Below are 22,474 nucleotides of genomic sequence, written 5' to 3'. Positions count from 1 at the left end.
TAATTACCCGTAGTACTAAAGCTCTTGTGCCGTATGCGGCTGCCGATGCACACAGATACATTAATTAAGCACCGTTTAGCAACAACTAAAAGCAAGCTATATTCATATTTAACAGGCAAATCAACGCTGCCGTTGGCGCTAACTGCGATCAGCCTTGCCAGCATCAGTGCCGGGAAGCCAAAGCTGCTCTTGTATTGAAATACCAGCCCAAAGCATGCAGAGTTGCTAACAAATAATAAACAGTGTGCCGGGTTAGAAATATTGCTTAATATGCATGCTATCTACAGGCTGACCAACGATATAAGACAATGAATTTTCGCATTTTTGAATTAAGCGCAATCGCCGTAATACTGCTTTTGTTGGTTGTATCTATCATGGTCAAGGGCGACGTTCTCTACATTGGTCTTTGGTACTATTTGGCAGTGCCCTTAACTCTAACCGGCCTGTGCGCCCTGTTTCGCCCCGCACCACTGTTTTTGCTGGGGGTAAATATCGCCATTACGCTATCTCTTATCAGCTATCTGTCGATTAACTGGTTTTCGCCAAGGCCTGAAGGGATGCTTGGCCTCGGTCATCTTTTATCTCTACCTGGTGCGCTGACCGGTGCACTTGCTGCAGCAGCAGTTGCCAGGTACCGTCATATGACTGGGCTATTAGCTTTGTTATTCTCAGGTATTGCCGGCACCGGCGGCGGTTTCCTTGTTGCTCAATTAGTAGTATGTAATACCATCTTCTACTGTGGCCGGGCTTCGTGGTTTCTATAGCTTTTGCCAACCTCGCTACCTACATTGCTCGCGTCGAAGCGTGATCTGATTCAGCGAAGTGACCTGGGATAAAATCAGAATCAATCTTGGCTTGAATTACCCACCAAATGCATGCAGAGTTACTAACAAATAACTTACAGAAGTGCCGACTGCCCGAACGATAGCTGCGGCGCCGCCATCGCACTATCCGGCAAACAAGGAGTATTTATGAGTACTGACGTATGGCTGTCATTTGTATTGGCCTCGATGATATTGTGTTTCTCTCCCGGACCAACGGTATTTCTGGTTATGGGGCAATCATTAAGTCACGGCAAAACATCCGTCATTCCATTAGTTGCCGGAGTGTTGTCCGGCGACGTTATTGCCATGAGCATATCCTTGCTGGGTTTAGGCGCCTTACTGGCAACATCTGCCGTTTTATTTAGTATTTTCAAATGGGTAGCTGCAGCATACTTAATTTATCTTGGATTTAAAACCTGGCGCAGCAAGCTTGATGTGGAGAATGTAGACCCCGTTTTGGGCAGGAACGGAAAAATATTCAAACAGGCGTTAGTCGTAACTGCGTTAAACCCAAAAGGCATAATCTTCTTTATTGCCTTTTTTCCATTATTTATCGACGCCGATAAAGCTGTATTGCCACAAATGCTCATTATGGCACTGTCATTCCTGATGGCTTCTGCTCTCAGTGCGGCATTTTATTCAATATTTTCTGGTTACTTGCGTAGCAAAATTAAGTCCGTACAGGTGCAGAAAGTGTTTAATAAAATTAGCGGCTCGATGTTAATAGGCGCGGGCAGCGTTACCGCAACATTGCAACAATCCGGCTGATGCCCCATTCCGGCGGTTTGCAGCTGCTGGTTTCTGCCATGGTCTGCGCACTGGAGGCAATAAATGTTGTGGTTACTGCCGCTACCACAACGTCGTATCTGTTATTTGCCTTTATCAGCGCTCTGCAGAGTCACCAGCCTGTTGTGCTGTTACATACTGCATAATATTCAGAAAAGTATCCGTCCAGTAAATATCGCGATTGGCAGCCAGATAGGCCAGCAGTTCGGCGTGCGCCTGTGCCGACACACTTAAGTGATCGCCACCGATGCCGTGAAAGGTAAAATTCACCATAGTGCCGTGCTGCGCGGCTTGCTTTACCAGCGCAATAAGCTCAGCGCCGCTGCTGCCCACCGGAGCTATTACCTCTACGGCATGCACATTCAGCTTTGTCATATCCGTAATGATCGGCCCTGTTTTGGCCTTTATCGCGACAAAATCACTGTAAATAAGTGGCAGATAGGCCTGCCCGCCAGCCAGCTCGTCACCGCACGGGGCGGTAAAGGTGCGTTCGGTTTGGCCGTCGATGGCAAACAACATACTGTTAGCCAGCCGGATTTGTTGCACCAGTTGTACCGCGCTGATGTTATCCAGATCATTTTCTGCCGCTACCCAGTCGCGGCCGGGTTTGGCGGCCGAGCATTGATGAAACAAGGTATGGTTACCCAGCTCATGGCCCTGCGCTGCCGCCGCGCGCCAATCAGCTAAACGTTGGCTAATCAGCGGGCCGGATAATTGCAGGTAAAAGCTGGCTTTAAGCCCATGAGCATTGAGCGCCGGGAGGGCAATATCCAGCTGCGTAGCCAGGCTGTCGTCATAAGCCAGGCTGACAGCTGCTTTAGCGCCATTTGGCCAGCTGAAAGGTGCGGCCATCACCGTGCCCGCGCCTGCCAGATACCAACACAGCCATAGCAGATATATTTTTTGCATATTCAACCTCATGCCGCCGTCAAAACCTACCTTAACGTATTGGCCGCTGCAGCACCATGCTGCACTAAAGTACTAAACCACTTTTGCTATCAGGCGCCTATAGTTTTTACCACGCTGAGGCCTGCTGCTGCGGTTGCCATAACACAGACAGGGAGAGGCTGCGTCGCTTCGGTGTTCAATACAACAATAATGATAAGGAACAGACGACGTGAAAAAACATCACTACAACCTGGCCGCTATCCTGGCACTGGGTATAGCGGCCACCCCGGTGTTGGCCGGTAGCTGGCAGCAAAATGTCGCCGTTGGCGGCTTTAACAAAGTGCATTTATATACTCCGGATTCGGTATCCGCTGTCGGCCAGGGTCGCGGCTTACTGCTGGTGCTGCATGGCTGCACTCAATCGGTCGATGCCTATTTAACGGCTAACCTCGCGCAGGCTGCCGAGCAATATGGCCTGGTTATCGCGGTACCGGACGCGATGAACAAAGCCGGCTTTGGCTGCTGGTCTTACTGGCAAGGCACCAAAGCCCGCACGGCAGGCGACTACAAAAACCTGATTAACCTGGCCACGACCTTAACTGCCAACAGCAGTTATCAGATCGACCCGAACCAGGTGTATATCGCCGGGCTATCCTCCGGCGCTGCCTTTGCAAATACGACCGCCTGTTTGGCGCCGGATATTTTTGCCGGTATGGGCATTAGTGCCGGACCCAGCATAGGCACCAGCTCAAGTGGTGCGATTGGCCCGTGCGAAAGCGCCGACGTAGCCGCACGCTGTGCCCAGTACGCCGGCAGCTACGCCAGCCACTTCAGCAGCCAGATTGCCTCTGTTGCCCATGGCCGCAGCGATACTACGGTAAACCTGTGCTACAACGAGCAAAATGCCACCGGCATGGCCGGTTTGTATAACGTAGCGCGGATTAACGGCGAAAACCTGATTAGCGAAGGCGCCGGCCGCAGCGCTGACGAAACGCTGTGGCAGGACGGCCGGGTCTCGATGCTGTGGTTTAATAGTGTCGACCACGCCTGGTCCGGCGGTCAGGGCGCCAGCGGCTCTTATATCAATGGCAGCAGCATTAACTACGCCAGCTATTTAGGGCAGTACTTTCGTGATAATAACCAAAGAGTTAACCGCAACAGTGCACCAGAGCTGAGTAATATCAGCATCAGCCAGGCGGCTAGTCAGATCAGCATCAGCGGCAACGCTACCGATGCTGATGACGACAGCATCAGTATCCAAGCCGGTTTTACTAACAGCCTTAACCAGACGCAAACCGCCAACAGCACACCTGACGCTTCAGGTGATTTCAGCCTGAGCAGCCCGGCGCTGGCCGATGACTGGTATCAGGTGAGTGTCAGTGCCAGCGACAGCAATGGTCTGGTCAGCGAGGTGTACAGCACGTCGGTGCTGCTTGGCCCGCCACCGGCGGCAGCTGCGCCACAGCTGAGCGATCTTGCTATAGACATTGACGGCCAATGCGCCACGGTAAGCGGCAGCGTATTTGATGTTAACCGTGATCTGGCGTCGGTAACGGTTGAATTCGACACTGCGACTGTCAGCGCTACTTTAAGCGGTGATGTGTTCAGTGCACAGCAATGTAACCTGCAAGGCGGTGCAAACAGCGCCTTGATAACAGCGCTGGACCTGGGCGGTTTATTCAGTACAGAGCAACTGACATTTACTATCGACGCGGGGCAAAATGCGACCCTGGACCAGCATATCAGCGCCGGCCGGCTCGATTACACCAATTACGCTAACTGTTATCTGGAATACAGCACAGCCAGCTTTATTTTGCGCGAACAAGCGCTAAGCGGCGGCCAATGCCGTTGGCAGGACGATGACGGTAGCTGTTTTGGCCCTGGCCAAAGCTGCAGCACTGCTGGCGGTGATGGCGGCGAAGAAGAACCGCCGGCAGCAGCAGACTGCGTGCAATTCAGCACTAACAACTACAGCCATAAGCTGGCAGGGCGTGCCTACAGCACCGGCAATCCTTATGCACCGGACTACTTTGCCAGCGGCAGCAATGCAGCGCTAAGCGGTTCTACCTGGGGCATCAGCCTGTTGTCCTCAACCAGCAGTGGTTACTGGCAACCCGGCGCCTGCCCGCAGTAAGTTGCTGTAAATTGGTTTAAACAGCGCTATGCTAAAGCCCGTTCCGGTAGAACGGGCTTTTTTTAACAGGAAATACTATGATCACTGCTTTGTATGCCGCCCTGCTCGGGCTGATGTTTATTGCGTTAAGTATTAAAGTGATAGCTAAACGCCGGCAGTTTCAGATTGGCATTGGCAGCAAGGGCGAAATGGCTCTGCAGCGCGCTGTTCGTGTGCATGGTAATTTTGCTGAGTATGTACCCTTTGCATTGCTGCTGATGTTTTTGGCCGAATACAGCGGTTTAGCGCCGCTGTACCTGCATATATTAGGTATAGCATTACTGCTGGGCCGGTTAAGCCACGCCTGGGGCGTGCGCCAGCTAAAAGAGCCGCTGAAATACCGCATGGTTGGCATGTTACTGACATTCGGCGTTATATTATTGTCTGCACTGGCAATTCTTGTATTGTATTTTTTACGCCACACCTTAGCCTGATCAGCGCCGTTGTATTACAGCAATTATTTTCCGGCCCGGCCCCCCTGCAGCTATTTCTATGCGCCGTTAACTAAGGTATAACGGCGCAATGAAAATACCGAAACGTATTCAGCCGCTGGTCGACGAAGGCCTGGTGGATGAAGTTATCCGCCCGCTGATGAGCGGCAAAGAAGCTTCTGTGTATATCGTCCGCTGTGGCGAGGATATCCGCTGCGCTAAAGTATATAAAGAAGCCGACAAACGCAGCTTTAAACAAGCGGTGTTATATCAGGAAGGCCGTAAAGTACGCAGCACCCGCCGCACCCGTGCGATGGAGAAAGGCTCGAAGTTCGGCCGCAAGCAACAGGAAGAAAGCTGGCAGAATGCCGAAGTAGACGCGCTGTTTAAACTGGCCAAAGCCGGCGTGCGCGTACCGCAGCCCTTTGGCTGCTATGACGGTGTCCTGCTGATGGAGCTGGTGTGCGACGACGAAGGCATGGTGGCACCAAGGTTGGCTGATGTCGCGATGGATGCCGACTTAGCTATCAATGACCACGCCACTATGTTGCACTACATTGTCATTATGCTGTGCGAAGGCTTGGTGCACGGCGATTTGTCGGAATTTAACGTGCTGGTGGATGATCACGGCCCGGTAGTGATTGATTTACCGCAAGCGGTTGATGCCGCCGCCAACAACAACGCTAAATGGATGTTCTGCCGCGATGTAAACAATATGCGCGATTATTACGGCCAGTATGCACCGGCACTGCTTAGCACTAACTACGCTGAAGAAATTTGGGCGCTGTATGAAGCCGGTGAATTACACCCGGAAGTGGAGCTGAGCGGCGAGTTTATTGCCGACACCAGCGAAACCGATGTCGATGCCGTATTAGAGCAAATAAAAGCCGCCTTTGCCGAAGCCGAAGAGCGCAAAGCGCGCGCGCTGGAGCAGGATGATTAACACCCACGGCTAACCTCCGCAAAGCTGTTGCCTGGCAGCGCATTTATGTTTAGCTTAAATAACGTACCAGCGCCAGGACACTATTTTGCAGCAGGCCCGTTTTCTTAGCGATCAGCGTTTAATTACTACCACAGACTACCTCAGCACGGCAGAGCACTACCGCGGCCTGTTGCTGTGCCCGCTGTGCGGTGAAAAGGCCTGGTTTATCAAAGCGGTGAACAGCGACAACGTAAATCGTGCCGCCTGCTTTGGCGCCCACCATCAGCACGGCTGCGAGGCCGCCACCTTGCGCCTGAACGCAGAAGATAACGCAAGCCCCGGCAAAAAAGCTGACAGCCTGCGGGAACCCGCGGCCCGTTATACCCCGACCGGCTTGTGGCAAGGCATTAGTGCGCCGCAACTGGGCGGCAGTGACGGCTACGAGGTAAACAGCGCACTGCGGCAGTTATTAAGCCATCTATGCCGCAATGCGGATTTTGCCGTTCAGGGACAAAAACTGCAGGTGTTGGCTGCCTCCGGCCGCGAGCTGATGGCCGGCAAACTGGCCGATTATGTGGTGCATGTAAATGACATCAGCGATAAGCATTTAGAAGCGTTGTATATTTTTTGGGGCCGGGTCAATAACGTTAACGAGCGCGAATTTGACAACCCTGATGACGATGAGCTGTGGCTGAATATCGGTGATTACCGCAAAGAACCAAGCATTTTTATCGACGCCGATCTGCGTCGCAGCCTGGTAAAACGCTTTAACCTGACTGACTTAGATGCCCTGAGCGGCGCCGACTTTATTCTGCTGGGCCATGCCGGTAAATCGGCACACGGCAAATTTACCCTGCATATTGCCATGAGCAAATATATTGCTTTTCGGCTATATGGTATTGGCTAAAAGCAGCGTAGAGATCCCGGTAACAAGGTTTTGCTGTCTGCCGTTAAGTAAAATGCTGTCATAGAGCTGGAAATAAATTCGCCCTTTGTGTCTTGCTCCTGCAGCTCTATCTTGCAATCCCATACCGGCTCTAGCTGGCCATTTTCCTGCTCAAACTTTGAAGCCGCACAAGATGACTTCAAACTAACGTTATTATCGCTGCCATAACTCACCGATAAGTTGGTGGCGAAATGCTGGCCTAATGTCAGGCTATGCGCCGGGTTAGCAGCAGAAGTCTGCTGGCAATTCGGCTCGCTGCTCAGTGATAATGCCATGTTCTGCATAAACACCTGAAACACCTGCTCTGCCGATGGCGGTGTTACTGCTGCAGATCCGGCACAGGCGCAAGTGGTAAACAACAGCGCAAGCAAAACGACATTTTTCATATAAATTTACCGTAATAAAATTCAACCGTAGTGCCTGCAGTTTTGTAGGCGTTAGTAAACTTAACTTTAAAAGCTTCCAGTGTATCCGCTACGACCTTGTTGCCGGTATTACTGTAGTTCCACACCTTACCGCGCGATAAAATACCAATATGCTTGCGCGGATGGTTGCCCATCACCAAAGAGCCACCCACCTTACTTACATTAGACGCCAGCGTAACAAAAATCAGACATTCAGTCATAGCAGCACTTTTATCTTCCAGTAAGCCGGTCTGCTGTGAGCGCTTAAATATATCGTCTACACGGATAGTGGCACCCGCGTCCGCTTTTTGCTTATCGTCCCAGGTAAAGTTTTTACAGGTTGGCCCCGAAAATTCATACCCCATCACATGAGAAACAAAGTGTGCGCAGTGGTTTTGGCCATTATTTTTGCCGAGACTGAAAGGACAAAGATGGCTGATATGTTGATTCAGATTGGTATCAATATCGGTTGGAACTAGAGACATGGTAAACATTTCCTTTGCCAGAACATGCTACTGACCACTGATAAAGCAGCAAAATTAAACATAACGTAAAAACTAAGTAACAAAATAGAGTATAAATAACGTCGGTTCAAGTAATAAGTTTTTACTGTTCGCAGGTCCATTACTGACATCTTCTGTCAGTACGGTGTCGCTAACATAACACCCGGCTGATGTCCTTCCGCGCGAAAGAGCCGCCAACCTAAACCTGACTGAGGGCATACCGATGAAACAAACTTATACCGGCAGTTGTCATTGCAACGCCGTACGTTACGAAGCGGATATTGATTTAACGGCCGGCAGCGGTAAATGTAACTGCTCTATCTGCACCAAGATGCGCAATTGGAATGCGGTGATTAAACCAGCCGACTTTCGCCTGCTAAGCGGCGAAGACGCGCTGAGCGATTATCAGTTTGCCGGCAAGTCCTGCCATCATCTGTTTTGTCGTCACTGTGGCATTCATCCGTTTAGCAAAGGCTATGTTGAAGAAATCGGCGGTGACTTCGTTTCAGTACAACTGGCGACGTTAGACAATGTTGAGCCGGAAGAATTGATCCGCGCTGAAGTGCGTTATGCTAACGGCCGCGATAACCTATGGTGGCAACCACCGGCAGAAACCCGTCATTTGTAAAACCATCGCAGTCAGCAATTAGTCATTTTCGCTACAATGTGGCGAAAATGGCTGCCAGCCGCCGTGCCAATATAGAATAAATTGATATATTTCAATAAATTAAAACTGGCAAAACTTTTGCAAAACCTGTGGCAAGCTAACTATAAAAAGGACATCACCATGAAATTATCTCAATTTGTTGCCACAGTAAGTTTAGTTATCGCATCAGGTTGTCTGCTTAATGCTTATGCTGCAGAGCATGGCAGTATTGATAAAGTACTGGGCTCTGCCGTAGTAGGCAGCAACCAGCACTACGGCGATATATCACTGGTAAACGGTAGTATTCAGATGGCCAGCAACAGCAGTGCCAAAACCGTGTCGGTGGTTAACGGCAGTATTGACCTGCGCGATAACGTAAAACTGCAAAGCGCCAGCACCGTAAACGGCAGTATTGAAAGCGGCAAGGGTTTACAGGTAGCAGGTGAACTGAGCACCGTGAACGGGAAAATTCTGCCGGGCGCTGAAGCAGTAATTGGCGGTAACGTTGCAACTGTGAACGGTGACATTGTGCTGAATAGCAGCGAAGTAGGCCAGGATGTCAGCACCGTAAACGGCGATATTAAACTAAGCGGCAACACCGTAGTAAAAGGTGACCTGGTATATAAACCACGCGGTAAGAAAAACTCCTTCTTTGGCTGGAGCAATAATACCAAGCCAACACTGTATATCGCTGCCGATGCGGTAGTTGAAGGCAACATTATTCTTCAGCAGGAAGTTGAACTGCAGATTGACAACCCGGCCATGCAGGCCAAGGTGATCACACGAATTAACGACGGCCGTTAATTGTTGCTCTGCAGCGCTGATAACTCAGCGCTGCTGTGTGTCTTCCAGCAAGCGCCGCATAATTTGGTTGTTCCAGTGTTGAATAATAATTTGTGAGCGAAACAAGGCCCACAGCTCAGCCACGCTGATCAACACAATAAGCACTACGCCCAGCCAGGGCCAGGGGCTGAATAACAATGCCAGCCCGGCAAGAAACACCAGCAGGTTAACTAAGCCGCGCCGCCACTGGCCAAGGTAAAAGTGGTGCAAGCCGGCAAGAAAACACCAGTTCAGGGCCGCATAGGTATCGGGGTCGCGCAGTTCCCGCTTTAATTGCTGGAAATACTGCTGACGCTGCAGGTCCGGCAAGGCTGCCGCCAATTCACGCAAGCGTTCTTCTTCGGCATCAACGGCTTGCTGATCCAACATCTTCGGCCTCCGGCACGGGTTCAATACATTTACAAAAGCTGTCACGGTGCGAGCAGCGTTTAATGCGCTGCCAGCCCATCACCACACCACGTCGTGCGCCAAAGCGCGCAATGGCAGTATAGGTATAGGCAGAACAGCTGGGTTCGAAATTGCAATCAATGCCAAACCAGCGCATACCGCCGCCGGTATTACGATACCGGCTTATCGCCCACAACAGCAGGCGTTGCATGTTAACGCCCCAGCGTAACGATCATGGCTTCGCGGCTCCAGAACAACCAGAAGCGCTTATGCTCAATCACCTGAAACACCACCTGCCAGCCCTGTGCTGCCTGAGCATTCAGCTCCGCCTCCACTTTTTTCAGCGGTAAGCCCGATGCACCAAGAAAAATAGTGCCACAGCCGCCTTCGGCAATATGGATAACTTTGTATTCTTTATAAGCTGTAGCCATGTTAACGCTCCTTAAAATACATCAGCAGATGTTTTGCCGATGTGGCTGATAACACTACTGTTTTACTGCAGATCTGGCAAGGCCCGGGCCTTAATTTACCACGGCCGGCACTTTACAGCGCACTGTCAGCCCGACTGCACCGGCTGTAATGCCGCTCTGAATGTCTCTTTATACCGGCGCGACAGCGCCAGTTGCTGACCACTTTTCAGCAAAATATCGCCATCACCACTGCTGTCGTAACTAATGCTGTCGATAGCATTATGGTTTACCGCCAAGCTGCGGTGAATACGGCAAACAGCAGACCTTACAGCAAGCCGATTAGCTGATGCTTATAGAGCTTACCCACTTTAACCTGTTGATCACCATCCAGCCGAAGCAGCTCATGCTCTACGGCTAAAACTTTGCCTTTATTAACCACAAAGGATTTATGCACCTGCACAAACTGCTGACCCGGTAGCTGTTGCAGCAATCGCTTTAAGGTGCTGCTCACCAGGGTCACCTGTTCACCTTGCCATACTTTTACATAGTTACCGTAGGCTTCCAATAAGCTAATGTCATTGAGCAGGAACTTACGTTGTTCGCGGTCCACTTTCAGCGCGATATAAGGCTCTGTCGCTGGTTTCACTGCCACCAGGCGCCGCCGAAGCTTGTTTAGCGCGGCAAACAATCGCTCAGGACTTACCGGCTTTACTAAGTAATCCACCACGTCCAGTTCAAAGCCCTCAACGGCGTATTCTTTGTAAGCGCTGATAATAATCACCGCCGGCCGGTTGTGCAGCACCCTAAGCAGTTCAATACCACTAAGCGCCGGCATATTAATATCCAGCAAGAGTAAATCTACCTGCTGCTGCGCCAGATAGCGCAGCGCCTCTGTCGCGTTGTAGCAGCTGGCAAGCACGCTAATATCGTCACAGCCCTGCAGGTGATGCTTAATCACCTGATGCGCCAGTGGTTCGTCATCGATTATCAGTGTCTTTAACACGGCTCCAGCTCCAGTGTCAGTTCAGTGCGCCAGATGCCAGCTTGTCCAGTTGTGCTAAAACGATGCTTACCGGCATACAACAAACTTAAGCGGCGGCGCAAATTATCCAGCCCGATACCTGGCGGGTGCTGCCCGGTTGTTGCTGGCACGCTATTAACACAACGCATCTGCAGCCAGCCGCTTTCCACGCTGATGCTCAGTTCGATGCTGCAACGCAACTGGCTTGGCTCTACGCCATGTTTAAAAGCGTTTTCCAGCACAGTAATCAGTAGTAACGGCGCGATCTGCCATTGCTCTGCCTGCGTTGGCCAGACAACATCAAGCTGGCATTTATCAGCGCTGCGAATAGCCTGCAGCGCGAGAAAATCCTGCAGATACTGAATTTCCTGCGCCAGGCTTACCCGCGCATTTTGCCCCTCGTATACCGTATAACGCAGCAGGTTGGCCAATTGCAGCACCAGTGTTGGCGCTTGCGCAGAGCCTGCCAGAGTCAGGGCATATAAGTTATTTAACGTATTAAATAAAAAATGCGGATTAATCTGTTGCTGCAACAGTTGCAGTTCGGTCTGACTTTGCCGCTGCGCCACTTCAGCCAGGGCTTTTTCTTGTTGCTGGCGCTCAAACGCCAAAATAACCGGCGTGCTGATCAGTAAAACCACAAAGCAAAAGCGAAAATTATCTGCGGCAAAGATGTTGTAATCCTGTGATGGCAGGAAGGTAAATTCGGCAATATTCATCGGTAGCCATAACACTACGGCCGACAATAACGGCGTCAGCAGAATAATGCTAATCAGGCAGCCGGCTATATAGGCAAACACGCCGTTGCGGGCGAGCAACTGGCGGATCAGCAAATAGCGGTTGAGCCAACAGATCAGCAAAACACAGCTGCCCAGCAGCAAAAATTGCCATAAGTAGTGCAGGAAATACTCAAAATTAACGATAACAGTATGGCTATTAATAACCGCCTGCAGCGGCTGATTGCGCACCGGATCGTCGGTAGAGGCAAAGATACCCGCCCAAACAACTGCCCATGCTGTCATCAGCAAAATCAGCACGGAATTTAGGGAAAACAAACGGGAGATCAGTTGAAAACGTGCACTGGCATTGCGCTGCGCCAACCAGCGACTCAGGCCATAACCACTACTGGCCAGCAGTAACAATAGCCAGCCTTGCACAGAGAATAAAGTCCAAACAGCGTAAGCTTGCCACTGCTCTGCCAGCCAGAACAAGCATAGCGGGTACAGTACAAAACCAGCAGCCCAGATCAGGCCCGCCCCCCAACGCCGCCGCTGTGCGCTAGTGCAGGCAGCGACACGCGCGGCAAAATAATGCGCCAGCAGCAGCGGCGAGCTTTCAAACAGCAATTGCAGCACAATGCGTAAAAACTCCGCTGCACTTTGACTATGCAGCGAAAAGTGCCGGATAGAAGCTTCCAGCAACAGCGCAGCCACAAGCGCCAGTTGATTCTCGGCGACAGCATTAAGTGTTTGTTTAGCTTTGGCAACAGCCGGGTTACGCATGGTGTTTTCCTGCCAGAGTTTTGCATAGCGTGGCGCAACAGGACACAAGTGTCAGCCAGTGAATGACGAAGTTAGCGCTTTTGCTGACGAAAGTAAATTTGCCCGCCATGTTAAGCCGTTAGCGTCTTTTGTCCTCCTAATCAGCCAGTTTGTCATTGTTTGATTGTCGCGAAGCTTTGCACTGCCTAGCCTGAAGCATAATTCTTTAACAGGAACCGCTTATGCTGACAATTAACCAACTCTCCGTCACCTACCCAGATGGCACTAAAGCATTACAGGATATTAACCTGCAGTTACCCGCCGGTATGGTAGGCTTATTGGGCGCCAATGGCGCCGGTAAATCAACACTAATGCGCACCCTGGCTACGCTACAAAAACCCGATAGCGGCCAGATACGATTTGCTGATCTGGATGTACTACAACAACCAGATAGTTTGCGTCAGCAACTGGGTTACCTGCCACAGTATTTCGGCGTCTATCCGCATATCAGCTGCATTGCGTTACTGCAGCATATGGCGGTGTTAAAGGGCATTCATAATAAAGCCGAGCAACAACAACAGATTGACACTCTGCTACAACTGACCAACCTTAGCGCAGTGGCGAAGAAACAGGTCGCCAGCTTTTCCGGCGGTATGCGCCAGCGCTTTGGTATTGCCCAGGCCCTGCTGGGTAACCCACGGTTATTGATTATGGATGAGCCCACCGCCGGGCTGGATCCGGCCGAGCGCGAGCGTTTGCACGCTCTACTGGTCACTATCAGCCACGACAAGCTTATTCTGCTATCGACGCATATTGTGGAGGACATTGAAAACCTCTGCCCTTTTGTCGCGTTAATCAATCAAGGGCAGATTGTGCAAAGCGGCCCGGTGCCCAGCCTGCTCACGCCGTTACAAGGCCGGATCTGGCAAAGCCCGCTGCGACCGGATGACAGCAGTGTCCTGCTCAGTGAAAGCTACCGCTTTGGTGTCCCAACATACCGGCTGCTAAGCCAGCAACAACCCTGCGCCGCGGCAGTGCCGGTAGAGGCAACTTTGCAAGATCGCTATTTCTTTGAACTGACCAACAAGGCGGCTAACAATGTTGCTACTTAAACTGCTGCATAATGAATGGCGCTACCTGATACGCCAACCGCTGCTGTGGCTGGCGTTAATACTGCTGCCATTAGCAGCCTATATTTTTGCGACCGGCATTACCGGCATAGACACTATCGCCGACAAACGGCTGCAAGCCTTACATATGACCCTGCTGATGTTCTACCTGCCTTTGCTGTGCGGCGCGCTGGCGCCATTGATGTTGCTGCGCGATCAAAACCACGACATGACGGAGCTTATCCACAGCACACCAGTGCCGCTGGCTCAGCGCTTGCTGGCCCGGGCCGCTGTATTAACATTGCTCTTTGCCGGTTTAATGCTGATTGGCTTTAGCATCATTTATTATCTGCTGTGCCAGCATTTCGGTTTTCAGGCCTCGTTGCTGCGGCTAAACCTGTGGGACTTTGCCTTTATGGCCCTGCCTGCTTGCGCCTTTTATGCCATGCTGGCCGGCTGTCTGACGCAGCGTTTTTCCAGCAATGTGGTGCTATACGCCGTATTTGCCGGCCTGTGGTTAGTGTATCTGGTTTTGGCCAGCATGACCGGTGCGCCCATGTTAGCCGGCAGTACTATTAACAGCGATGCACTGTTTAATGTTATGCGTCTGTTGGACCCATTTGGCAATACCGCGCTGATTGCCCTGTATCAGCACAATCCACCACAACTGTACGGTGACAGCATTTTTTATCTGAGCCGGCTACTGTATTGCCTGCTAACCGCCGGGCTGTTTTATCTCAGCCTACGGCTAAAACCCTATCAAGACAGAGTAAAACCACTGCCAGACGGTAGTAGCCATCAGCTGGTACAACAACAGCCTTATCGCGCGGTAACAGCCAAACCCGTCGGTGCGCTTCAGCTATGGCAGCTTACGCGGACGGCACTAACAACCTTGCTTAAACAGCGACTAAACCAATTTATCCTGCTGGGCTGGACCTTACTGCTGGGCAACGAAGTGCTGTCTGGCATTAACTATGCCGAGCCGCTGGCGGTGCTTCATCCCACCAGCCTGGATGCGCTTAATCGCATTGCCGATGATGTGCTGCCCTTTCTCGGCAGTCTGCTAACCTTGCTCTGGAGCTACCAGCTTAACTGGCGTAACCGCCATAGCGCCATGGCCGAGCTGATTGCCGCTGCGCCGGTACGCTCTGGCATATTGCTGGCGGGCAATATGCTGGCCTTAACCGCGCTGATTCTGTTAATGATGCTGCTAAGTGCCCTGGCTTGCCTGGCGGCAGAATGGCTGGCCAACAGCGAAATTAACCTCCGTCTTTACCCTGAGGTGCTTGGCAAGGTCGCGCTGCCTTTAACCTTACTTGGTGCCCTGTTTAGCGTGTTTCATACCATTTGCCGCTCGCCGTTAACGGCTGCCGCCTGCTGTGTTGTTACCTTGCTGCTGAAATATACGCCACTTAGCGGCAAATTAGGCTTAACCCATACTATGTGGAATATCGCCGGCTCTCCGCTGCAGCCGGCCGATGCCTATTGGCGCTTTGAGCAAAGCCAGTCGGTATTCTGGCCCTTTATGACATTCTGGTTGTTACTGAGCATTGGCCTGCTGTGGCTGGCGGCGCGTTGGTCACATCGCAGCGGCAGTTTTACTAACGCCAAACGCTGGACGCTAAATCTGAGCAGCAGCCTGCTGCTGATACTGGCGGTAATGAGCGGTGTGCATTTGCACCTTAATATCATCGCCGAACGGCCACTGATGAGCTCCGATCTGCGTGAACAATGGCGGGCAAATTACGAACAACGCTATGCCAGCTGGGCAGCCGTGGCCCAGCCTGGTATCAGCCATATTGATGCGCAGGTGGATATTTATCCGCAGCAGGGCGAGGCGGTTTTCACGTTAAATTACACGCTGCAAAATCGCACAGCTGAGCCGGTTAGCAAACTACTGGTAGGCAATTACTCAGCTAGCACTATTGCCGGGCTTCGCCTGTCGGTGCCACACAGTATTGAGGCAGATCAGCAACTTGGCCAATACGTACTGACGTTAACACAGCCACTGGCACCCGGCGATACAGTGCAAATGCACAGTAAACTGAACTTTAGACAACCCAGCTACTGGCCGGCAGTGTTGCCACAGCTGGTTAAACCGTCTTTTAGTTATCTGCGTGGCATACCGCTGCTGCCAACACTTGGCTTTCAGACTGAGTACCAGTTGCGAAACCCCGAGCTGCGCCAGCAATATGGCCTGGCACCACTGGAGCTGACTAAACCGTCCCGGCTATTTGCCGTAGCGCAGGGAATCGCGCCTGTTCACCCGGCAGCAACTGCACAGTACGATTGGGTCAACCTGCACTCGGTGGTGTCGACCGACATCGGTCAGACCCCGCTGGCACAAGGCGAGCTGGTAAGGCAGTGGCAACAGCACGGCCGGCAATATGCCGAGTTCCAAACCCGCGGGCCCATCCGCAATGCTCTGGCCTGGTACTCTATTTCCGGTCAGACATTGAGCCGGCAACACGGCGCTACCCGCCTTACGCTGTACAGCCCGCTCATTAACGCTGCAGCTGAGCTGAATATGCAGGCAATGCAGGACACGCTGGACTGGATGACGCAACATATTGCGCCCTATCGCGGCACAGCGCTCAGTTTGCTGGCGATGCCCGATATGGGCGCAACCGGCTACGCCCTGCCACAGCTGATTATGATCAACCACCGGGTAGGCTTTCGTGCAGAACCCTCAGCAGATGCCGGTTTTGATCAGCGCTACCGGCGCGCCGTGCACGAAACAGCACATCAATGGTTTGGCCATGATATTGGCAACGGCGTGCTGGCCGACAGCGCCTTTTTAGTCGAGTCACTGGCAAAATATGTTGAGCTGGTATTGATAGAACAGCGCTATGGCAGTGCAGCAATGCAAGCGCTGGTAGAGTATGAGCGTGAGCGATTTGCGCTGGCCGTCAGGCGCAGCACACAACAAAGGTCTGCTCTGGTCGATGCCACGGCAAGCCATGATTTATATTCCCGCGCTACCTTAGTGTTTGCCATTTTGCGTCAGCAATTGGGTGACGCCGTAATCAGCCAGGCGCTGCGGCAGCTATGGCAGCAACATGCTTACCCAAAAACACCCGCCACCTCGATGGATTTTGTCCGGGCGCTACAGGCGCAGGTTAAGCCACAACAGCAACAGCTGGTACAAGAGCTATTGCTAGGCACTAGCAACACTCTATTGATACCTTGAATATTATCTAAGGAAAAGAAGATGATAAATAATATAGCCAGATTAATAGCTTGTGTTCTACCTATTTGTTTCACTGCAATTGCCCAGACAGCCCCCGCTGAAACGAGTTATGACGAGCTGGAGCAAGCTTACTATCACAGACAATATAGTTTCCTTGCCGGTAAACTTAAAACGCTCAACCGCAAAGATGTGAGAATAGAAATTCTTCAGGTTGCGCTCGCTGTTGCCACAAATCAAAAAGACAAAGAAGCGCAACTTGAAGCCTTGATAGCGCGTCATCCTGACACCGCACAAGTACGCTATGTTGCAGGTAAGCTTTGGTACCAAATAAAACAGCAATCGAACCTTTTTAATAAGCTCGGGCTGGTGGGTAAATCTAACGAAAACTATATTATTGCAGCGAAATTAGAGCCTGAAAATCCGCAATATCTCGTTGAGGCCGCAAAAGCACTTGCTATTAAAAGTGGCTTTTTTGATGCTGAAAAAAAAGCTTCTAAAGCCATTGTAGACAAATTGGCACAACTGGATAAACGCAGTTACTACCTTGCGTTGATGGATTACTTGCAGAATACACAAGATGCAGAGGACGCGAAAAAAACGGTCACTACTATCCGATCTGAGTTTAATGATGACATGGTGTTGTTAAATCGCGCGGCAAATTTATTGTGGACGTTTTCTGAAAAACCTCAAGCTCAGCAATTGTTTGTGGATAGTTGTAAAGTAAAAACCAGTGCAGCAGAACAACTCCCTCAGTGGCAGGAGGCTTGTCTGTCTTCAGCCTATCTTGCATTACAAGATTATGGTGACAAACACCAAGCACTTGAAGCACTCACTTTATTACTCAGCGAAGATAAAGTAAAAGATGAGCAATACGTCGATTATTTAATGCTTTATGCCCAGCTCAACAGCAATATCGCGGATAAAGAAACTGCCATAAAGAGTTACCAACAAGCGTTAGAGTTAACCACCAAAGGTTCAACTCAAAAAGACATCCGTACTAAACTGAAAGAATTAACTAATTGAATTTTAAACAACTTTTTTGCCGTAATTTAGTTGTTCATAAACGTTGGCAAGAGTAAACGCAGCATTTTCTGACGCGGTAGAGGCGATGCGCGGAAATTTTTGCATCATTTCAATTCGTTTTTACGCTAGTGGGCCAAATGCTAACCAGCGCAAACTGAATAGTGACCGGGTAACAACAGACTAAACTTATTGCTGTTTCGCCACGTAATAATTCGCAACAGAGTAAGCAGCACAACATTAGCGGAACCCGGCCAGATGAAAATGTTAGGCGTACTATTAATGTTATTGCTACCAACGTCCGGTTTTGCCGATGATGGCGCCTGGCAGGCTTGGCGCGAGGGCGAAGCGCTGCTGATCATGCGTCATGCCTTAGCGCCCGGCAGCGGTGACCCGGCCGGTTTTGTATTAGAAGACTGCAGCACCCAGCGTAACCTGAATAGCGAAGGACAGCAGCAGGCAAAACGCTGGGGCGATTCTTTGCGTACGCAATACAGCGGCGCAATAACAATATACAGCAGCCAGTGGTGCCGCTGTCTGGATACCGCCCGGCTGATGAATAGCGCCGGGCCGGTCGCCTTACCCGCGCTAAATTCCTTCTTTGCCGGCCGCGGTGATGGCGATAAACAAACTCAGGCCTTAGTTCTGCAATTTGCCTCAGCTCAGCTGGCACAGCCGGCAGTGCTGGTCAGCCATCAGGTCAATTTCACCGCCCTTACCGGCATCTTTCCGCGCTCCGGTGAAGCGGTTATTGTCGCACTACCGCTAACACAGCCTGCGACAGTGCTGGCCCGGCTAAACACACCTTGATACAACCAGAAACAACCAACGGTTAAACAACAGGCTATCTTATAGTCTTTCCCGCACAACCTATCACTGCAGGTAGCTATTATGACAAGCAAAGCGTTACCCAATCCGGCTCTTTTTCGTAGTGGTGGCTATGCTGCCATTGGTATGGCGCTTTGCTATATCAGCATGGCAGTCATTTTCTTTGGCCTGTTAACTGTGCCGCCGGGGCTGGATAGCCTTGGCCGGTTGCAGTTTTACCTGCAGCAGCAATACCTGCTGGTTTCCATAGGTTATGGCATTGGTTACCTGCTGTTTGGTGTGCTGCTGGCGATTTTGCTGCAGGCATTACGCCAGGCTATGCCGCAAAACCAGCCGGTCATCGCCGCGCTAGCTGAACGCTTTGGCAATGTCTGGCTGGTGCTGATGCTGGCATCAGGTATGGTGGCGTTAGTTGGTATGAATATGACATTGCGCCTGCTCGACACCAGTACTGAGCAAGCACTGGCGCTCTATAACGCCGGCAACCTGTTAACCAACGCCCTGGGCGGCGGCATCGAGCTGGTCGGAGGCCTGTGGGTGCTACTGTTTAGCATCGCCGGGCTGCAACAGCAGCGCTTTGCCAAAGCGTTGCATCTGTTGGGGCTGGTCGTCGGTAGTTTAGGTATCCTGACTGTGCTGCATACAGTGCCTTATCTGAAAGATGCTTTTGGCATCACGCAGCTTATTTGGTTTAGCTGGCTGGGCGTAGTGTTGTTAGGCAGTGCCACTGGCAAGCACAACAGCTCAGCGTTAAGCTAAGCGGCAAACCGCTTTGCCGTATACAGGATTACCATGTCATTAGATATCAGCCCGTTACTTAATGCTATTGCCCGGCTGCAAGAAGGCTGGCAGCGTTATCAGCAGGATATCAGCGATATTCAGATCCGCGATGGCCTGGTGCAGCGCTTTAAAGTTGCCTATGAAATCAGCCACAAGATGCTGAAACACTATCTGGAGCATAGCGCAACTTCGCCAGAGCAGTTCGACCAAATGCCCTTTGCTGATCTGATCCGCAGCGCCAATGAGCAAGGCTTGCTGCAAGGCGACTGGCCGACCTGGCGCAGCTATCGCGATATGCGCAGCAAAACCAGCCACACCTATGATGAAGATATTGCGTTGCAGGTTGTAGCCGGCATACCGGCTTTTCTTGCTGAGGCACAGTTTCTGGCATCACAATTAACAGAGCGCCTGGCTCGTGGCTAAACCTGCAGGGTTACAGATCAGCGATAGTGAATGGCAGCAAGTCAGCGCTATCTTGCAGCGCTACCTGTCGCAATACGAAGTATGGGCTTTTGGCTCTAGGGTAAAAGGTAATGCCAAACCCTATTCGGATTTAGATTTAGCTATTATCAGTGATACACCTCTGCCGTTAGCGCTGCTGGCTGAGGTAGCCGAAGCCTTTAGCGAGTCAGACCTGCCGTGGAAAGTCGATTTAGTCGACTGGGCTACTACTTCAGAGCGGTTTCGGCAGGTGATTGCAGAGCAAAAATTAGCATTACCAAACAACCAAAACCTTTAAAGGCTGCCATTATTGCTGGAGATTTTTGTAAACAGTCTGTATCCTCGCCCGCGTTGTAATTGAAGTTAGTTTACGGGGCATGGATGGCCGACATCATTAGATTCTTTCAGCTTTTTGCTTTTTTAACTGTTGTATTTACAGCGTATCAGATACAGGCAACTGTTGCAGACTGTAGACATTTGCCTCCGCAAGCTCTGACTACAATACAAAATCAACTCTTACTTAAATCAGTCCAGCTTAATTGTGATACATCTGGCCATCGATTATCGCCTATTGCCGGCCAGCAATGGATTGACGCACTAAACCGGCCTTTCTCGATAGCTGCGCGCCACCTGATGCATGACACCACACAGATGCAGCAAGATTTTTTTACGGCTGTCAGCGCCAAACGTTTAGACTCCCACGAGCGAGCACTACTAAATATCAATCTGCTGCAGCACGTATTTGCAGATTTTTATATGCCGAAAAAAATCATCCAGGTTCGTGCTACCACAATTCGCGGCGTTGAGTTAACGCTTTATCTGATGCCGGAGCGCGGCATAGTTTGCCAACAAAACTGCAGCACTTTACAGGTTTTTAGTATTAAAGGGGCTGCGCCAGCAGCTGAAATGACATCAACAAAAACGGCTTGGCTGATAGCTCTTGGTTTGTTTAACTGGCCTATTCTAGTGCTTTATCTTGTCTTTATGTTGCTACCAAGCCTTTACCCTGATCAAATAACATACGGCTCAAAAAAGCTGGATTGGCTAATCAGCCTCGACCGCAGAGGGCTGATGATGATACCGCTATCGCTTGCTTTACAGTGGAAAGTGCTCACCGGCGATTACACCAAACAAGCGAAACAAACCGGCCACCTCACCATGTTGCGCATCGGCCAGGGCATGGTACTGACAAACATTGCCTTGATTATCTGCTTTATCGCAGAATAAACCGGCATCGCAGCGCATAAAAATTTACTTTAGTAAAACAGTAAATTAAACTCCGGCCAAATTTTACTGCAGGAACACCGGACAATGAAGTTGCTTTTACTCGCGATGATAATGAGCCTGACGGCCTGTGCTACAGTAAAAACTCTGCCTGTAACCACCTCCCATGTCAATATTGAGCACCACGGCAAGCGCAGTTACTGTCAGAGCATACCCCGGATATACAGCGGCTTTAGTTACAACTTATGCAAGCTGCACGGTGAGCCCAGTCGACAGGAAAACCTTGGTGACTCTTTCAACAATATTCCGTTTTTCGTCATTGATGGCACTTTTTCATTAGTCGCCGATACCGTGGTATTGCCTTACACCCTTTACACCCAGAATAAGCACGGCAGTATTGAAGTGAATTAATGCAGCTGACAAACAATTATGGGCTAAATGACCACAGTAATAACGGCATAACAAAAGCCACCATTAGAGACAGGCTGACACAGGCCAAAATAACACTATTAAAACTGGCGTGCTTTAAGTGCGGTTGCAGATTTGATGCACCTCTACCCATCGGAACCTTGATAAGTTTTAGCCAGCCATTAATCGGTTGAAAAACTCCGACGTGTTTTAGATCAAGAGTTACACTGCTGGTGCCCATTGCTAAGGTTAGAAGCATCGGATGAGGTATAAGGTGCCGTAAAAATGGCACTTTTGATGCATCAGAAAAACGTGTTTCTATATCAGAGATATCATCAACTGCAATTCGCAGAGATTGTTTGGTTTTGCCAATAGTCGAGTTCCGTATCGCCCACTTAGGAATAATCAGATAATCGCTGCCTAAGATCAGGGGTTTACTTAATTTTTTTATAAACAAAACTGTTAGCAATAACTCCAATAGCAAGTAGCCAAACAAAGATGCCAATCCTGCAAATATAAGCTTGTCGATATCAGAAAACCGTTTTAACCCGATTTCTACATATTCATTAGGGAAGTAGACTAAACCATACTGAAATAGCAGGATGATGGTTGCAGTATGTAAAAGTATAAAAAGCACCGCGCTTTTTGGCCCGCAAGCAAAGGTGAACGTGGGGTATACTTTCCTGACTTTGCTATCCTTTGGCGCCACTATTTATTCCTTAAGACCCTACTTGCCACAAATCAATTTAGCGAAGTATACAAATATCACCTGTGCCAACGGCACAAAATTAAGGAGGCAAAATACAATA

General features: G+C 50.5%; 27 protein-coding genes. 17 read left to right on the top strand and 10 right to left on the bottom strand.

Annotated features, from left to right (window positions below; all coding sequences use genetic code 11):
* The first annotated feature begins 308 nt into the window (after positions 1-308).
* Both Q8O77_RS06130 and Q8O77_RS06125 read left to right on the top strand, forming a co-directional pair.
* Positions 309-764 carry a hypothetical protein gene (locus tag Q8O77_RS06130; RefSeq protein WP_305551969.1) on the top strand — a complete coding sequence of 152 codons (456 nt, stop codon included), beginning with the start codon at positions 309-311 and terminating at the stop codon, positions 762-764.
* A 207-nt stretch (positions 765-971) separates the two neighbouring features.
* Positions 972-1,592, top strand: coding sequence for a LysE family translocator (locus Q8O77_RS06125; protein WP_305551968.1), 621 nt, complete (start codon positions 972-974; stop codon positions 1,590-1,592).
* Positions 1,593-1,706: 114 nt separating this feature from the next.
* Here Q8O77_RS06125 and Q8O77_RS06120 read toward each other — a convergent pair whose 3' ends face one another.
* Positions 1,707-2,519 (bottom strand): polysaccharide deacetylase family protein, encoded by an 813-nt coding sequence (locus Q8O77_RS06120; RefSeq protein ID WP_305551967.1) that lies wholly within the window; start codon positions 2,517-2,519, stop codon positions 1,707-1,709.
* 208 nt (positions 2,520-2,727) lie between these two features.
* Here Q8O77_RS06120 and Q8O77_RS06115 point away from each other — a divergent pair, with 208 nt between their 5' ends.
* The 4 genes from Q8O77_RS06115 (at position 2,728) to Q8O77_RS06100 (ending at position 6,931) form a co-directional block, all read left to right on the top strand.
* Entirely contained in the window at positions 2,728-4,632 is a 1,905-nt protein-coding gene (locus tag Q8O77_RS06115) for a PHB depolymerase family esterase (protein WP_305551966.1), read from the top strand.
* Positions 4,633-4,709: 77 nt separating this feature from the next.
* Positions 4,710-5,105 (top strand): MAPEG family protein, encoded by a 396-nt coding sequence (locus tag Q8O77_RS06110; protein ID WP_305551965.1) that lies wholly within the window; start codon positions 4,710-4,712, stop codon positions 5,103-5,105.
* A gap of 88 nt (positions 5,106-5,193) precedes the next feature.
* The gene (locus Q8O77_RS06105) at positions 5,194-6,045 is read left to right on the top strand and encodes a PA4780 family RIO1-like protein kinase (protein WP_305551964.1); all 852 of its coding nucleotides are present in this window, start codon (positions 5,194-5,196) and stop codon (positions 6,043-6,045) included.
* An 85-nt stretch (positions 6,046-6,130) separates the two neighbouring features.
* The gene (locus tag Q8O77_RS06100) at positions 6,131-6,931 is read left to right on the top strand and encodes a hypothetical protein (RefSeq protein ID WP_305551963.1); all 801 of its coding nucleotides are present in this window, start codon (positions 6,131-6,133) and stop codon (positions 6,929-6,931) included.
* Here the strand turns inward: Q8O77_RS06100 and Q8O77_RS06095 are convergent.
* Together Q8O77_RS06095 and Q8O77_RS06090 are read right to left on the bottom strand one after the other, a co-directional pair.
* A complete protein-coding gene (locus Q8O77_RS06095; RefSeq protein WP_305551962.1) occupies positions 6,928-7,356 on the bottom strand; it encodes a hypothetical protein in 429 nt (142 codons plus the stop codon). The genes Q8O77_RS06100 and Q8O77_RS06095 overlap by 4 nt on opposite strands.
* Positions 7,353-7,859 carry a hypothetical protein gene (locus Q8O77_RS06090; protein WP_305551961.1) on the bottom strand — a complete coding sequence of 169 codons (507 nt, stop codon included), beginning with the start codon at positions 7,857-7,859 and terminating at the stop codon, positions 7,353-7,355. The genes Q8O77_RS06095 and Q8O77_RS06090 overlap by 4 nt, the downstream gene beginning before the upstream one ends.
* Before the next feature lie 241 nt (positions 7,860-8,100).
* Between Q8O77_RS06090 and Q8O77_RS06085 the strand changes: the two genes are divergently transcribed.
* Both Q8O77_RS06085 and Q8O77_RS06080 read left to right on the top strand, forming a co-directional pair.
* Positions 8,101-8,505, top strand: a complete 405-nt coding sequence (locus Q8O77_RS06085) for a GFA family protein (protein ID WP_305551960.1) — start codon at positions 8,101-8,103, stop codon at positions 8,503-8,505.
* Between the two features lie 159 nt (positions 8,506-8,664).
* Positions 8,665-9,327, top strand: a complete 663-nt coding sequence (locus Q8O77_RS06080) for a hypothetical protein (RefSeq protein ID WP_305551959.1) — start codon at positions 8,665-8,667, stop codon at positions 9,325-9,327.
* A 24-nt stretch (positions 9,328-9,351) separates the two neighbouring features.
* Here the strand turns inward: Q8O77_RS06080 and Q8O77_RS06075 are convergent, their stop codons facing one another.
* The 6 genes from Q8O77_RS06075 to Q8O77_RS06050 all read right to left on the bottom strand — a co-directional run bounded on the left by Q8O77_RS06075 (position 9,352) and on the right by Q8O77_RS06050 (position 12,686).
* Entirely contained in the window at positions 9,352-9,735 is a 384-nt protein-coding gene (locus Q8O77_RS06075; protein WP_305551958.1) for a TM2 domain-containing protein, read from the bottom strand.
* Positions 9,713-9,964: a membrane protein insertion efficiency factor YidD gene (gene yidD / locus Q8O77_RS06070; RefSeq protein ID WP_305551957.1), complete on the bottom strand. Its 252-nt coding sequence runs from the start codon at positions 9,962-9,964 to the stop codon at positions 9,713-9,715. Before yidD ends, Q8O77_RS06075 begins: the two co-directional genes overlap by 23 nt.
* A 1-nt stretch (position 9,965) precedes the next feature.
* Positions 9,966-10,184, bottom strand: a complete 219-nt coding sequence (locus Q8O77_RS06065; RefSeq protein WP_305551956.1) for a DUF4177 domain-containing protein — start codon at positions 10,182-10,184, stop codon at positions 9,966-9,968.
* Between the two features lie 125 nt (positions 10,185-10,309).
* Positions 10,310-10,471 carry a LytTR family transcriptional regulator DNA-binding domain-containing protein gene (locus Q8O77_RS06060; RefSeq protein WP_305552841.1) on the bottom strand — a complete coding sequence of 54 codons (162 nt, stop codon included), beginning with the start codon at positions 10,469-10,471 and terminating at the stop codon, positions 10,310-10,312.
* 17 nt (positions 10,472-10,488) lie between these two features.
* Positions 10,489-11,166, bottom strand: a complete 678-nt coding sequence (locus Q8O77_RS06055; protein WP_305551955.1) for a LytTR family DNA-binding domain-containing protein — start codon at positions 11,164-11,166, stop codon at positions 10,489-10,491.
* Positions 11,160-12,686, bottom strand: coding sequence for a sensor histidine kinase (locus Q8O77_RS06050; protein ID WP_305551954.1), 1,527 nt, complete (start codon positions 12,684-12,686; stop codon positions 11,160-11,162). Before Q8O77_RS06050 ends, Q8O77_RS06055 begins: the two co-directional genes overlap by 7 nt.
* 221 nt (positions 12,687-12,907) lie before the next feature.
* Here Q8O77_RS06050 and Q8O77_RS06045 point away from each other — a divergent pair, with 221 nt between their 5' ends.
* The 9 genes from Q8O77_RS06045 to Q8O77_RS06005 all read left to right on the top strand — a co-directional run bounded on the left by Q8O77_RS06045 (position 12,908) and on the right by Q8O77_RS06005 (position 21,668).
* A complete protein-coding gene (locus Q8O77_RS06045; RefSeq protein WP_305551953.1) occupies positions 12,908-13,777 on the top strand; it encodes an ABC transporter ATP-binding protein in 870 nt (289 codons plus the stop codon).
* Positions 13,764-16,964 (top strand): M1 family aminopeptidase, encoded by a 3,201-nt coding sequence (locus Q8O77_RS06040; RefSeq protein WP_305551952.1) that lies wholly within the window; start codon positions 13,764-13,766, stop codon positions 16,962-16,964. The genes Q8O77_RS06045 and Q8O77_RS06040 overlap by 14 nt, the downstream gene beginning before the upstream one ends.
* Before the next feature lie 21 nt (positions 16,965-16,985).
* Positions 16,986-17,987: a lipopolysaccharide assembly protein LapB gene (locus tag Q8O77_RS06035; RefSeq protein WP_305551951.1), complete on the top strand. Its 1,002-nt coding sequence runs from the start codon at positions 16,986-16,988 to the stop codon at positions 17,985-17,987.
* Between the two features lie 255 nt (positions 17,988-18,242).
* Positions 18,243-18,794 (top strand): histidine phosphatase family protein, encoded by a 552-nt coding sequence (locus Q8O77_RS06030; protein ID WP_305551950.1) that lies wholly within the window; start codon positions 18,243-18,245, stop codon positions 18,792-18,794.
* Positions 18,795-18,875: 81 nt separating this feature from the next.
* Positions 18,876-19,571: a hypothetical protein gene (locus Q8O77_RS06025; protein WP_305551949.1), complete on the top strand. Its 696-nt coding sequence runs from the start codon at positions 18,876-18,878 to the stop codon at positions 19,569-19,571.
* Between the two features lie 33 nt (positions 19,572-19,604).
* Positions 19,605-20,015 (top strand): HI0074 family nucleotidyltransferase substrate-binding subunit, encoded by a 411-nt coding sequence (locus Q8O77_RS06020; RefSeq protein WP_305551948.1) that lies wholly within the window; start codon positions 19,605-19,607, stop codon positions 20,013-20,015.
* The gene (locus tag Q8O77_RS06015; protein WP_305551947.1) at positions 20,008-20,331 is read left to right on the top strand and encodes a nucleotidyltransferase family protein; all 324 of its coding nucleotides are present in this window, start codon (positions 20,008-20,010) and stop codon (positions 20,329-20,331) included. The genes Q8O77_RS06020 and Q8O77_RS06015 overlap by 8 nt, the downstream gene beginning before the upstream one ends.
* Before the next feature lie 83 nt (positions 20,332-20,414).
* A complete protein-coding gene (locus Q8O77_RS06010; protein ID WP_305551946.1) occupies positions 20,415-21,260 on the top strand; it encodes a hypothetical protein in 846 nt (281 codons plus the stop codon).
* A gap of 84 nt (positions 21,261-21,344) precedes the next feature.
* Positions 21,345-21,668, top strand: coding sequence for a YceK/YidQ family lipoprotein (locus tag Q8O77_RS06005; protein ID WP_305551945.1), 324 nt, complete (start codon positions 21,345-21,347; stop codon positions 21,666-21,668).
* Between the two features lie 16 nt (positions 21,669-21,684).
* Here the strand turns inward: Q8O77_RS06005 and Q8O77_RS06000 are convergent, their stop codons facing one another.
* A complete protein-coding gene (locus tag Q8O77_RS06000) occupies positions 21,685-22,374 on the bottom strand; it encodes a hypothetical protein (protein WP_305551944.1) in 690 nt (229 codons plus the stop codon).
* Between the last annotated feature and the right edge of the window lie 100 nt (positions 22,375-22,474).

The sequence above is a fragment of the Rheinheimera sp. genome (assembly GCF_030690345.1).
Taxonomy (GTDB): Bacteria; Pseudomonadota; Gammaproteobacteria; order Enterobacterales; family Alteromonadaceae; genus Alishewanella.
The sequence above is the reverse complement of the archived record's forward strand: the minus strand, read 5'-3'. Positions and strand labels throughout refer to the sequence as shown.